General features: G+C 37.0%; 11 protein-coding genes. 10 read left to right on the top strand and 1 reads right to left on the bottom strand.

Annotation, left to right across the window (positions count from 1 at the left end; all coding sequences use genetic code 11):
* Nucleotides 1–151: 151 nt before the first annotated feature.
* The 10 genes from J7E57_RS12395 (at nt 152) to J7E57_RS12350 (ending at nt 11,738) form a co-directional block, all read left to right on the top strand.
* Nucleotides 152–3,355, top strand: coding sequence for a SusC/RagA family TonB-linked outer membrane protein (locus tag J7E57_RS12395; RefSeq protein ID WP_215128862.1), 3,204 nt, complete (start codon nt 152–154; stop codon nt 3,353–3,355).
* A 26-nt stretch (nt 3,356–3,381) separates the two neighbouring features.
* Nucleotides 3,382–4,938 (top strand): SusD/RagB family nutrient-binding outer membrane lipoprotein, encoded by a 1,557-nt coding sequence (locus tag J7E57_RS12390; RefSeq protein WP_215128860.1) that lies wholly within the window; start codon nt 3,382–3,384, stop codon nt 4,936–4,938.
* Between the two features lie 141 nt (nt 4,939–5,079).
* Nucleotides 5,080–6,174, top strand: a complete 1,095-nt coding sequence (locus tag J7E57_RS12385; protein ID WP_215128857.1) for an MBL fold metallo-hydrolase — start codon at nt 5,080–5,082, stop codon at nt 6,172–6,174.
* A 51-nt stretch (nt 6,175–6,225) separates the two neighbouring features.
* Nucleotides 6,226–6,588 carry a hypothetical protein gene (locus tag J7E57_RS12380; RefSeq protein WP_215128855.1) on the top strand — a complete coding sequence of 121 codons (363 nt, stop codon included), beginning with the start codon at nt 6,226–6,228 and terminating at the stop codon, nt 6,586–6,588.
* A gap of 54 nt (nt 6,589–6,642) precedes the next feature.
* Nucleotides 6,643–7,425 carry a hypothetical protein gene (locus tag J7E57_RS12375; protein WP_215128853.1) on the top strand — a complete coding sequence of 261 codons (783 nt, stop codon included), beginning with the start codon at nt 6,643–6,645 and terminating at the stop codon, nt 7,423–7,425.
* Nucleotides 7,425–8,348, top strand: a complete 924-nt coding sequence (miaA, locus tag J7E57_RS12370; protein ID WP_215128851.1) for a tRNA (adenosine(37)-N6)-dimethylallyltransferase MiaA — start codon at nt 7,425–7,427, stop codon at nt 8,346–8,348. The genes J7E57_RS12375 and miaA overlap by 1 nt, the downstream gene beginning before the upstream one ends.
* Nucleotides 8,349–8,468: 120 nt before the next feature.
* A complete protein-coding gene (locus tag J7E57_RS12365) occupies nt 8,469–8,987 on the top strand; it encodes a hypothetical protein (protein ID WP_215128849.1) in 519 nt (172 codons plus the stop codon).
* 150 nt (nt 8,988–9,137) lie between these two features.
* On the top strand, nt 9,138–9,689 hold the full coding sequence (locus tag J7E57_RS12360; RefSeq protein WP_215128847.1) for a hypothetical protein: 552 nt from the start codon (nt 9,138–9,140) through the stop codon (nt 9,687–9,689).
* Between the two features lie 95 nt (nt 9,690–9,784).
* Nucleotides 9,785–10,315, top strand: a complete 531-nt coding sequence (locus tag J7E57_RS12355; protein WP_215128845.1) for a DUF3347 domain-containing protein — start codon at nt 9,785–9,787, stop codon at nt 10,313–10,315.
* Between the two features lie 133 nt (nt 10,316–10,448).
* On the top strand, nt 10,449–11,738 hold the full coding sequence (locus J7E57_RS12350) for a citrate synthase (RefSeq protein WP_057934373.1): 1,290 nt from the start codon (nt 10,449–10,451) through the stop codon (nt 11,736–11,738).
* Nucleotides 11,739–12,059: 321 nt separating this feature from the next.
* On the opposite strand, the gene J7E57_RS12345 is transcribed toward J7E57_RS12350, so the two are convergent.
* Nucleotides 12,060–13,178 carry a DUF3667 domain-containing protein gene (locus tag J7E57_RS12345; protein ID WP_215128843.1) on the bottom strand — a complete coding sequence of 373 codons (1,119 nt, stop codon included), beginning with the start codon at nt 13,176–13,178 and terminating at the stop codon, nt 12,060–12,062.
* Nucleotides 13,179–13,188: the final 10 nt, after the last annotated feature.

Below are 13,188 nucleotides of genomic sequence, written 5' to 3'. Positions count from 1 at the left end.
ATTCTTTACGCACGGATTATTAACCCGGTGTAAGTCCACACAATTAATATTGGTGATGAAGCTAACCGCACTATTTTTATTCGCGTGCCTGTGTCAGGTAAGCGCAAGTGTTTATAGTCAGAGCATCACATTGAAACAAAAAAATGTTTCGATGGAAGTGATATTTAAATCGATAGAGAAACAAACCGAATACGTTTTTCTTTACGACAACCTCGAACTACAAAATGCCCACAATGTAAGTATTGATGTTAAAAATGCACCCCTGGAACAGGTGTTGAATTTATGTTTTAAAAATCAGCTATTGAGCTACAAAATATTTGATAAAACAATCGTACTCAGAAAAAAAAACGAGCTTATATCAAACCCGTTTTTTGAAACCATCAGCGGTAAAGTTTTGGATGAAAATGATCTGCCGATTGTTGGGGCAAGTATAATGGTTAAAGAAACAAAAGCCGTAACCAGAACTGATGCTAATGGTTATTTTTCCATTAATGCCAATATTGGTACAACACTAATTGTATCTTATATTGGTTACACTTCCAGAGAAATTATTATAGACAGTAAGCGGGATTATAGTATTTCTTTGAAAACTACCACAACCGAATTAACAGATGTAGTGGTGACAGCCCTGGGCATTAAACGTTCCGAAAAATCGTTGGGTTATGCAGTGCAAAAAGTAGCCGGTAAAGAGCTGCAAACTGTTAAAGGGGTGGATGTAGCTACCTCATTAACAGGAAGGGTTTCAGGTTTAGTAATTAAAAATTCAACGGAATTTAATGCCAGGCCAACCATCGAGCTACGTGGCGAAAGCGCCTTGCTGGTTATTGATGGCGTGCCTTACGGCAACATGTCGTTAAGGGATGTGCCTACGGATGATATAGAAAGTGTAGATATACTTAAAGGTCCTACTGCATCAGCATTGTATGGTTCCAGGGCGGCAGGCGGTGTAATGTTAATTACAACTAAAAAAGGCGCATCCGGTAAAGGGTTTTCAATTGATGTGAATAGCAACACAATGGCATCATTGGGTTTTCTGGCCATACCCGACGTGCAAAGCTCATACGGGAGGGGGCAGAACGGCGTTATCGATAACGATTATGTTTGGGGACCTAAGCTGGATATAGGTAAAACTGCCAGAGACTGGAATCCCGTTGCCAAGCAGTTTGAAGATAATATGCCTCTGGTATCGAAAGGAAAAGATAACCTGAAGAACTTTATGTCTACCGGTATTATCTTAAATAACAACATTAGTATTGCCCAAACGGGCGAGAAAGGTAGCTTCAGAATTGGCTTAAACGATATTTATAACAAAGGGCAGTTTCCGAACCAGAACCTGAACATGGTAAATTTAACCATGGCAGGAGAGATGAAGCTGAGCGATAAATTTAAACTGGAAGGCCATATGGGCGTAAGTCGCCGATGGGCCGATCAGATTTGGGGTGGCGGTTATAACAACCAGGGCTATTTATACCAGTTAATTATGTGGACAGGTACCGAATACGATATCCGCAATTATAAAGATTACTGGAAAGTGCCTTATAAAACCCAGAACTGGATGTATACCAACTGGTACGACAACCCATATTTAATTGCTAACGAAAAATTAAATGGCATCGAAACCAATACCTTGAATGCTAACGTGACGGCAAATTACCAGATTAACCAAGATTTTAATTTATTGGTACGTTTAGGGTATGATAATTACAATAACAAAACTACCTTCCGTAATCCTACTGCTAATATCTATTCTACCCGTGGTGGTGCAGTTAACGGTAGCGGATGGAATGCAAAAGGTATGTATTCTATTCAGGATACGAAAGGCTTCAGTACCAATGATGATGTAATTTTAAGCTATAAAAAGAAACTGAATAAGTTTACCATCGATGCTTTGGCCGGTGGGACAGTTTACTATTTCATTGATGAATCCTTAAGTGGGACAACTAAAAACGGACTAATTTCACCAACGTTTTATTCTTTAGCTGGTTCGGTAGAGCCACCTACTGTATCGCAAGGATATAGCACCAGGCAGATCAATAGTTTGTACAGCAGGGCTTCTGTTGGCTATAATGATGCAATCTTCCTTGACTTTACAGGAAGAAACGATTGGAACTCTGCCCAACCAAAAGCATCACGTTCTTATTTTTATCCATCCATTGGTTCGAGTATCGTAGTTTCAGAATTGGTGAAACTGCCCAAAGTAATTGATATGTTCAAAATCCGTGGTTCGTGGGCGGTATTTAAAACGGCTTTAGGCGTATATGCCACAAACAGAACCTTCGGTACAACAACAGCAGCATGGAATACTTTAAACTCTGCGAGCTATCCATCATCGTTATTGGGTAACAGCTTGCTGCCAAGTGCGCAAAGAACTTACGAGATTGGAGCAGCAGGTTATTTATTTAAGAAACGTCTACATTTTGATGTAGCTTATTTTAATAAATATTATTATAACCAGCAGGTAAGCACTTCAATTCCTGCATCATCAGGTTTCTCATCTACTTTGGTTAATACCCAAGAAACGTACGAAAGAAGAGGTATTGAAATTACTGTTGATGGATCTGTGATCAGGAATAAAGACTTCGAATGGTATTCTACCATCAACTGGTCTAACCAGCACCGTTATTATGTAAATCTCGATCCGGTGTACTCACCTGATAATTTATGGGTGAAAAAAGGAGAAAGGTTAGATACCTATACGGATAATTATTGGGTTAAAGACCCGGAGGGCAATGTAATTCACGAAAGCGGTTATCCGGTTTGGAGCGACTATGTTAAAAAACTAGGTTACGGTGAACCCGATTTCAGTTTTGGCTTTATCAATAACTTCACTTATAAAAAATGGTCGCTGGGCATTAATATTGATGGCCGTATTGGTGGTTTGATGTACAATTACGTATACGATAAAATGTTCGATTCTGGTACCGCTCCCGAAACAGATAACGAATACCGTTACAATCAGGTCGTGCTAGGGCAGAATAATTATGTGGGCCAGGGTGTTAAAGTGGTTTCAGGCAGTGTTACTTATGATAAATATGGCCAGATTACCAGCGATACCCGTAAATATGCCGTAAATGATGTACCTATTGGTTATCAGGACTATGCACAATGGTACCGTGGTGGTGATGCCAGGGTACAGAACGCATCGTTTATTAAGTTGCGCGAAGTTTCGCTGGGTTATAGCTTACCATCAAAAACAGCGACCAAACTAGGTTTAAAGAGCGCGTCTTTTTCTTTAACCGGCCAAAACCTGTTTATGTGGACCAATTTCAAATACTCAGATCCCGATGTTGATACCGAGAACCTAAACTCACCATCAATGAGAATGGTAGGATTTAACGTGAAGGTAGGTTTCTAGTTATTTATTGTTTTAAAGAAGATTTTATGAAAAGTAAATTTTTAAAATATAGCTTATTATTGCCAGCATTGGCACTATTAAGTAATGGTTGCAGTAAGTTCGACGATATTAATACCAATCCAAATGCAACTACCCAGGTAAATTCGGCTATGCTGGCTACAGGGATGATATTAAATATCACGCGTGGAGATATCAGCAGCACCAAATCTTTTATGCAACCATTCTTACTGGGTAAGTATCTTACTTGGGGCGAGGGACAGGAGAATTTTCAATACAACAAAATTAGCCGGACTGATTTTAACAGAATAACCCTCTTACGTAATATTACGCCCATGGAAAATTACGCAACCAGCGATGGCCTAAAAAAATCATATCAGGCGTTAGGCCATTTTATCAGGGCCTGGCAGTTTTTTATGACCACCATGCAGGTTGGCGATATTCCTTATGCTGATGCAGTCAAGGGTGAGTCGGACGCTATATTACAACCTAAATATGATAGTCAGAAAGCGGTTTTCCTGGGCATTCTGAGTGAACTGGATCAGGCCAATATTTTATTTACCTCAGGAGCTACTTTTGAAGGCGATCCTATTTTTGCAGGTAATACCGATAAATGGAGAAGATTAACCAATAGTTTTGAGCTGCATGTACTCATTAATCTCTACAAAAAAACAGGAGATGCCGATCTAAAAGTAATCGAACGCTTCAAGGATATCGTGGCTAACCGCCCATTAATGAGAGATTATAACGATAATTTTGCATTGGCTTACAATACTACTGCTGGTCAAAATTATCCTTGGAGCGATGTTCCAGCCGGATCAGGTAATTCTTTTGTGAAATCTAATTATACAATGTTGACCAATGTATTGTTAGAGCCATTAAAGACAACAAATGATAAGAGACTGTTTTATTACGCCAAACCATCGCTTGTTAAAATTACTGCTGGTGTTTCACAGTCTGATATTGCTGCTTATCCAAGTATAGAACCTTCCGATTCGTTTTCGAGTTTGCAGACCAGAAGGGTAAATAAAGATTATACCGATATCAATATCAGATATGTAAATCTTGTCAATGCTGAACCTGTAGGCGTTTTTAATTATTGGGACTTACAGTTTATTCTGGCAGAGGCAACTATTCGCGGATGGATAACTGCTACACCAGCACAAACCTATTATGCTAATGGGATTATAAATTCAATGAAGTTCATAGCCCAGTATACACCTGATCTGGCCGATTATCATCACAACATGAAAATGGATGCAGCTTATATTGATGCCTTTCCTGCTACTGTGGCCTTAACTGGCTCAACAGAGCAGCAAATAGCGCAGGTAATTACACAAAAATACGTAGCCAGCTTTTTGCAGGGAAACAAATACCAGGGGTGGTTCGAAAACCGAAGAACAGGTTATCCGGTATTTAAACTAAACGCTTCAACAAACCTAAACTCGCCCTCAACAAACTTTCCTTTAAGGTGGCTATATCCATCAAATGAACTGAGTTACAATTCGGCTAATCTATCTCTTGCAGTTGCAAGTCAGTATGGGGGGAGCGATGATGTAAACCAAACCATGTGGCTATTAAAATAACGCACTATCACTCACAATTAAAAGTCCTTCACTAATAGAAGGACTTTTTTTCTTTAGCTGAAGTAATCCATACGTCATATATGTAACTCAGGCTTCTTTTTTAAAATCATATTCCTACTTTGGTTTTATTAATTTTAAAAAATGATAGCTGTATACATTTTACTTTTTCTCGTAATCGCCTTCTTCATTATTACGAACCTCCCGGTTTTTGGCCGTTTGCCAAAGGGATTACGATTGGAAAAAATCCACCACCTGGCTAACTATCGTGATGGTGCATTGCAAAATCAGTCAATAACATTAATGCAACCTGAAGGTGTTAGCTTTTTTAAAGTTTTAAAAGCATTTTTTTTCGAAAAACATCCTAATAAGGCTCCAAATAAAGCACGTCCTTTTATTACACCTAACCTAAACGGAAGCCCTAAAAGCAATGCCCCTGAAATTATCTGGTTTGGACACTCATCTTACCTGATCAAAATTGATGGCTTAAGGATTCTGGTTGATCCTGTCTTTAGCAAAACCCCATCTCCATTTTTATCTATTGGAAGTAAGGCTTTTTTAGGTACTGATGTAGTAAAAGCAGAAGAATTTAGAAATATCGATATCCTGATCATTACACACGACCATTACGATCATCTGGATTATCATAGTATTTTAAAAATTGTGCCACAAGTTAAAACCATTGTTGCTTCGCTGGGAGTGGGTTCACACCTGGAGCGGTGGGGAATTAAGACAGAAAAGATAAATGAACTGTACTGGAACGAATCACTAACATTGTTTAATAGCTTGCAATTAACAGCAGTACCGGCAAGGCATTTTACCGGGAGGAAGTTTAAAAGGAATCAAACCCTTTGGTCGGCCTTCGTATTGAAAACTGCAAACTGCCAACTATTTTTAGGAGGCGATTCTGGTTATGATATACACTTCGCTAAAATAGGTGAGGAGTTTGGTCCTTTTGATTTAGCCCTGCTCGAGTGTGGGCAGTACAATGCCTATTGGCCGCACATCCATATGTTTCCCGAAGAAACGGTGCAGGCCGCAATCGATTTAAAAGCAAAAGTTTTAATGCCAGTGCATTGGGGCAAATTTAGTTTAGCCATGCACCCCTGGAATGAGCCTGTTAAAAGAGTCGTTGTAGCGGCAGCAGCAAAGCAGCTTCCTTTGGTTACCCCAAAATTAGGTGAAACAATAATCTTAAATGAATATTTGCCTACAGAAAACTGGTGGCTTGATGAATAAAACTAAACAATAATTGTATTGTAGTGTTTAATTCTAAAATCAAATGCAATTATGAAAACTGATCTTGTTGAAATTTTTCAGACCATTCGGGCCGGAATACAACCCTACGCCGCCCGCGGATATACGGTACACGAAAATTCGGAGAGCGGATATGATCTTTACAGCGAAAAAAATATAGCGTTAAACGGTGAAAAAGTAACTGAGCGCTTTTTTACTGGCGTTTATATTAATGGGATCGCCGTAGAAGTTAAAATCAATACCGATGAGTTTTCTACAACAAATCATAATTTAAGCGATTTTGGTCAAAACAAAGCAGGTTTTAAAATTTCGGCCCTCGATGATGCCAAATTAAAGGAAGTAGAAACTTTAGTAGAAATTATCCATACTAACTTTAAAGAAAAAGAATGGATTTAACAATCTGATGGTTAAATTTGCAGCAGATAATTTTTCTGAATAATCTTCTGCTGATTGAATAATTTAATTCCTGATTGTAACTGGCATCATCAATTATGTTTAGCGCTTGCTAATCACAAAATGGTGTGCTTCTTTGCTTCAGTGGATGAGTTTCGGTTATTACGGATTGATCATCAATTAGTTATACATCTGGTAAGTTTAAACAATAAGTTTACCTCCCAAGATCTCATAGAGCTGCAAGAAAGACATCATCAGGAAGGCACTAAACTCATTCACCTTTGGGAAGATTTGTGGCAATCAAAATCAGGTCAGGTTTTAGGGAGAATAAAATCTTTACTTGGCAAAAATATCCGTATTCACGGTAGAAAAACCAAAGTAATTAAAATTACTAAACCAGTATCTGATTCTTTTTTAATTGAAAATCACTTGCAGGGATCAGTAAGTAGCCGCTATAAAATTGGTTTATTTGAAAAAGACGAACTTGTGGCTGTTGCTACTTTTTCGGCACTACGCAAAATGAATCATACCGAAAATTATAGATCGGCAGAATTGATCAGGTTTGCGGTTAAAGCTGGTTATTCGATTACCGGGGGGCTAAGTAAACTGATTTCCTTTTTCGCTGAAACATATAAACCTAATGATCTGATGACTTATGCAGATCGTGACTGGTCGGCAGGAGAGGCCTATATTAAGTTAGGTTTTAAGCAAACCGCAGTTTTAGCACCCCAGACTTATGTTCTGGATGAAAATCTAAACCGGCTAATTAAAAAGGACAGCCAAACTTCTGGTCAAGAAGTATTTAACACAGGAAGTTTAAAATTTATTCTCAAATTTTAATGGATAGGCACAACCTCATGGTCATTTTAGGTGCAACGGCATCGGGCAAAACTAAGTTAGCGGTAAGTGTAGCGGATGCTTTAAATGGAGAAATTATTAGTGCCGATAGCCGTCAGATATTTAAACGAATGGATATTGGTACCGGTAAAGATTTGCAGGAGTACCATATAAACGGAAAAACAATTCCTTACCATTTAATTGATATTTTAGAACCTGGCGAACGTTATCATGTAGACGCTTTTAAAAACGACTTCTATCAAGCCTTTGAATCTATAACACAAAAGAACAAAATAACTATCCTTTGCGGTGGAACAGGAATGTATATTCACAGCCTTTTGCAAAATCAAACCTATACAGCTATTCCGGTAAATGAAAAATTAAGGGAAGAGTTGAGCTTTTCATCCAAAGAAGAACTGATTGCTAAACTAAAAAACACTAATCATCAAGACCACAGTCATGTCGATCTATCTTCTAAAAAGAGACTAATACGAGCCATAGAGATAGCAGAATATCTAAAAAACAATCAATTACCATTTATAAATAGGCCAGCGCTTAAACCCATTATTTTTGGTTTAAAGAATGAAGTCGAAATAACACGCTCCAAAATCCTGGCAAGACTCGATCAAAGATTTAAATCTGGCTTAATTGAGGAGGTAGCACAATTGCTTAAAGAAGGTATTAGTAAAGAAATATTGGTCTTTTACGGATTGGAATATAAATTTATCGTTAACTATCTGGATGGCCTATTCACTTTTGATGAGCTAAAGCTGAAACTTGGAACTGCCATTTGCCAATACGCTAAACGGCAAAATACCTTTTTCAGGAAAATGGAAAAGGACAGCATTGAGATCATTTGGCTGGATGCATCAGCACCTACAAACCTGTTACAACAGTTGGTAACTGAAAAAGTTTCACTTATTTAAAATTAATTTTTATTGGTCATATTAACGTTGGATTATGGTTAAATAGCATCAAAAAAGCCCTTTTGGCACAACCTTTGTACATGGAGAAGCATATAGTTTAACTCAAAAACAATTTTTATAATGAAAACAATTACTAAAATCATTGCTACTTCAGCAGCTGTCGTGGCTTTATTCTTTACCACAAATGCTAACGCGCAATCTTCTCAAAAATTAGGAATAGGTATTTTTGGTGGTATACCAACAAGCGATGCGTACAGCGTAGCGCTTGGTGCGGATTTACGTTACCAGTTTGATATTGATAAACAATTATCGATTCCTGTTACTGCTGGTTATACCCGTTTTTTAGGTAAAGAAATTGGTAATACTGGTGTTGATTATGCTGATTTTGGATATATCCCTGTAAAAGCTGGTGTTAAATATTTCTTTAATGAATCAGGTTCTGGTATTTATGGTTTAGCAGAGCTTGGTGCTGGTTTCGGTACAAACGAAGGTAGCGGAACATCATTTGTATATTCTCCAGCTGTTGGTTATGCATGGAGTAACGGTTTAGATTTAGGTCTTAAATATGAAGGTTTAGCTCAGAATGGAACTAGTACAGGATATGTTGGATTACGTTTAGCATACGGATTTAGCCTGTAAGTTTAATTACAGATCACATTGAAAGCCCCGACTTTGGTCGGGGCTTTTTTATTTCATAACATTCTGAAAAAAATGAAAATTTGAGAATCCACAATAGATATTTTAACGTATATAAACTAAACCCTTAATTAATAACTTAAAATATCTAAAATGAAAACAGTTACTAAACTTTTTGCAACTACATTAACGGCCTTTGCAATTTTAACATCAACGAATTTAAAGGCTCAAACCATGAGCACCACGGAGCCAATGACTACAGGAAGCGGAATGGCTTTTAAAATTGGTGTAGGGGTAAACTATGGGATATTTCCAGATAAATCTGAAATGGATTATGGTTATGGCGCAGATGTAAAACTTCAGTATGATTTAAGTCCGTTTGTAGCACTGACAGCTTCTGGTGGTTATACCCGTTTAAAATGGAAAGGTAGTCCACTTAAATTCGAATTTATTCCTTTATTAGGTGGTGTAAGGGTATTCCCGATTGAAAGAATGTACCTGGCTACTGAACTTGGCTCAGGTTTGGCCATTAAAGATGGCGCCAACATGAACTTTATCTATACCGGCGGTTTAGGTTACGAATGGAAAAATGGTCTTGATCTTGGCGTTAAATACGAAGGTTATGTAAACAATAGCGCTTCTGATCTTTACTTTATGAAAACCGGACAATTTAACCTGAGGTTAGCTTATAATTTCAAATTATAATTAAAACATCATATAATTTAAAGTCCCGACGAAAATCGGGACTTTTTTATTTATTTAACATTTTAATTGCTATTTTGAGCCGAAAACCAAATACAATGAAAAGAATATTCGGAATAGCAATACTTACCGCTTTAATGGCCTGCAATCAGGCAGAAAAAAAATCTACAGAAACTAAAGATTCAATAAAAACAGATTCAGCATCGGTTAAAAATGAGGTTTCTATAAAAGACAGGCAGAAATCTGAAATCTTTAACCAATATGTAGATCTAAAAAATGCACTGGTAAAATCAGATTCAGCAAATGCACAAAAATCTGCAGCACATTTACAAACGAGTTTGGCTGCTTATAAAGGTTGTGAGCCTACTGCAGCTGTTGCGGGCAAAATCGCGGCAAGCAATAATCTCGTTTCGCAAAGAAAAGATTTCACGGTTTTAAGTGCTGATTTAATTGCATTATTAAAGAATGCGGAAATAGAAAAAGGCACAATTTATGTTCAGCATTGCCCAATGGCGAATAAAGGAGACGGAGGTGACTGGTTATCAACCGAAAAGGAAATTAAAAACCCTTATTACGGCAAAGAAATGCTGGAGTGTGGGAGAGTTGCCGAAGAAATCAAAGCAAAATAAGATTTCAGATCCTGTTTAATTAAGCACGATTGTTACGTCATTTTGACTAATTATTCATATTAATTTAACAGATTTGTTATGCATGTATATTAATTTTATATAATTTAGAAAGCTATAAACACAATACAATAATATGTCAGATATTGCAGAGATCAAAGTTGATGGTAAGACAGTAGAATTGCCAGTAATTACAGGAACAGAAGATGAAAAGGCCATTGATATTTCAAAATTAAGAGATCTAACAGGTTTTGTTACTTTAGATACTGGTTTTAAAAATACTGGTTCTACAAAGAGTAAAATCACTTTTTTAGATGGTGAAAAAGGCATTTTAAAATATAGAGGTTATTCGATCGAAGAGCTTGCCGCAAAATCGAGTTTTTTAGAGGTCATTTATCTGATTATTTATGGAGATCTGCCAACACAAAAACAACTTGAAGATCTACAGGCTGACATAAGCAAGCATACTTTGATCCATGAGGACATGAAGAAATTTTTTGATGGTTACCCATCAAGATCTCATCCAATGGGTCAATTAGGTTCCCTGATCTTCTCATTATCTACATTCTATCCTGAGTGCTTAAAACCAAATCAAACTGCAGAAGAACAAGATTTGACCATTATCAAACTTTTGGCTAAATTCCCAACCATTGTTTCTTTCGTTTATAAAAAATCATTAGGTCATCCGCTTATTTATCCTAAAAATAAATACGATTATGTAACCAATTTCCTTTGGATGACATTCGGACAACGTACAGAGGATTATGATGTAAATCCGATTGTGGTTAATGCAATGAATAAATTGCTTATTCTGCATGCAGATCACGAGCAAAACTGTTCAGCATCTACCGTTCGTATCGTAGGTTCATCTGATTGTAATTTATATGCTTCAATTGCTGCTGGTATTGCTGCACTTTGGGGCCCACTACATGGTGGTGCTAACCAAGCTGTGATCGATATGCTTGAGTTGATTAAAGCTGATGGAGGTGATACAGAGAAGTGGATTGCAAAAGCGAAAGACAAAAACGATCCATTCCGTATGATGGGCTTTGGGCACAGGGTTTACAAAAACTTCGATCCAAGAGCTAAAATCATTAAAAAAGCTTGTGATGATATTCTGGAAAACCTAGGTATTGATGATCCGATTTTAGAAATTGCTAAGAAATTAGAAGAAGCGGCTTTAACTGATCAATACTTCATAGACCGTAAGTTATATCCAAATGTAGATTTCTATTCAGGTATTATTTACCGCGCATTAGGCTTCCCATCTGAAATGTTTACCGTTCTATTTGCTTTAGGCCGTTTACCAGGATGGATTGCGCAATGGAAAGAAATGCACGAGAATAAAGAGCCGATAGGTCGCCCTCGCCAGATTTATGTAGGTGAAACAGATAGAGAATTTGTTGAGCTTAAGGATAGAAAATAATTCATTAAACATAAAAAAAGCCACTCGATAATATCGGGTGGCTTTTTTTATGAGATTATTTTTAATAATCAATCGTCATCTCGACTGAAGCAGAGCGGAATGGAGAGATCTACTTTTAGTTAGATTTCTCCATTCCGCCACCATTGACAGAATCCATTAGTATAGTCGTCATTCTCGCGCAGGCGGGAACCTTAAAGCACTTGCATTAAGATTCCCAATCGAGTTGGGAATGACGATCTCTTGCAGCCTACCATTTGCCAAAAAGATCTGTCATTTAATTGATTTGTATGAAATAAATTACTCCTCGAAATGACGATCTAACTAAGTAGCCACATAATAAATTAAATTAACCATTACCACTTCAGATACACTGAATGCTATCCAATACATCACAAAAATCCAGAACATTTTAAAAACTATACTCCAGGGTTTTCTTTGATAAAATACTTTTAAAGCACTGTACATATACCAACAGATCCAAACTATAACACCTAGTTCAATAACAGTGGTAATAATGCCTTTCTTATCAAAAACATGCTTAATTATTGGGTCAGTAAAAATCTGCACAATGAAATAAGCAGTCATTCCGTGGATGGCAAAAATCAGGTGATTTAAATAATAAATATGATTTTTCCTGAAATTCCACATAATAAAAAGCGCCAATAAAGGCATTAACAAAAAGTATTGTTTTGGTCGGTTATGCTCTAGTGTTTCTTGAATTACTTCAGATTTTTCACCAATATTGATCGCTCTTTTTTTGATCATCCGCTCATACCAATTGTCTTGCTCGGTGGGTGGCAATTTCTTTTGCCTTACCAGATAAGCAGCATAGGTACTATCATTTCTTTCAATATGGATATCGCTAAAATCTTCGATTATATCGTTTATTGAATCTGATTTAAGTGAGGCATTTTCTACTTCAAGCCTTTTTAATTCTGCTTCTTGTTCTGCAAAACTAAGTCTCTTAAAGTCTTTTGTTTTTATTACTTTATTAAGCGATTTTGCAGTTCTATTTGCAATAGCTTTAGGCACTCCTGGAAGCATAAGTGCTTTGTTAACGCTATCAGCAACATTCTCATCCTTATGTCTTTCAACTTTAATCGATTCATGAGTATCTTTTTTTACATGTTTTGGTGAATACACAACCAAAAAATATACGATGGATACGAAGATGTACATACTCACCGGATTAATATACCTGGCTCTTTTACCAGCTAAATAATCGAGCGTAACCTGCCCGGGCTTTGTTAAAAGAGGAGAGAGGGTTTGAAAGAATTTATTGTCGAAATGAAAGTAATGCGCTATACTATGACTAATAAAGGCCCAGAAACTTTCTTTTAACTCTAAATTTGGTTGACCGCAATCGCTACAATAATGTTTTTCTACATGAGCGCCACAGTTTAGGCAATTGTGTTCTTTTCTATACTTACCAGCTGACATGGGATAAATC

This window comes from Pedobacter sp. ISL-64 (assembly GCF_018613605.1).
Lineage (GTDB): Bacteria > Bacteroidota > Bacteroidia > Sphingobacteriales > Sphingobacteriaceae > Pedobacter.
The sequence above is the reverse complement of the archived record's forward strand: the minus strand, read 5'-3'. Positions and strand labels throughout refer to the sequence as shown.

What these genes read in the sequence shown, in the direction of transcription:
- J7E57_RS12390 (WP_215128860.1), top strand. Translation starts at nt 3,382, where the DNA reads ATGAAAAGTAAATTTTTAAAATATAGCTTATTATTGCCAGCATTGGCA.
- J7E57_RS12380 (WP_215128855.1), top strand. Translation starts at nt 6,226, where the DNA reads ATGAAAACTGATCTTGTTGAAATTTTTCAGACCATTCGGGCCGGAATA.
- J7E57_RS12350 (WP_057934373.1), top strand. Translation starts at nt 10,449, where the DNA reads ATGTCAGATATTGCAGAGATCAAAGTTGATGGTAAGACAGTAGAATTG.
- J7E57_RS12395 (WP_215128862.1), top strand. Translation starts at nt 152, where the DNA reads ATGGAAGTGATATTTAAATCGATAGAGAAACAAACCGAATACGTTTTT.
- J7E57_RS12385 (WP_215128857.1), top strand. Translation starts at nt 5,080, where the DNA reads ATGATAGCTGTATACATTTTACTTTTTCTCGTAATCGCCTTCTTCATT.
- J7E57_RS12360 (WP_215128847.1), top strand. Translation starts at nt 9,138, where the DNA reads ATGAAAACAGTTACTAAACTTTTTGCAACTACATTAACGGCCTTTGCA.
- miaA (WP_215128851.1), top strand. Translation starts at nt 7,425, where the DNA reads ATGGATAGGCACAACCTCATGGTCATTTTAGGTGCAACGGCATCGGGC.
- J7E57_RS12365 (WP_215128849.1), top strand. Translation starts at nt 8,469, where the DNA reads ATGAAAACAATTACTAAAATCATTGCTACTTCAGCAGCTGTCGTGGCT.
- J7E57_RS12345 (WP_215128843.1), bottom strand. Translation starts at nt 13,178, where the DNA reads ATGTCAGCTGGTAAGTATAGAAAAGAACACAATTGCCTAAACTGTGGC.
- J7E57_RS12355 (WP_215128845.1), top strand. Translation starts at nt 9,785, where the DNA reads ATGAAAAGAATATTCGGAATAGCAATACTTACCGCTTTAATGGCCTGC.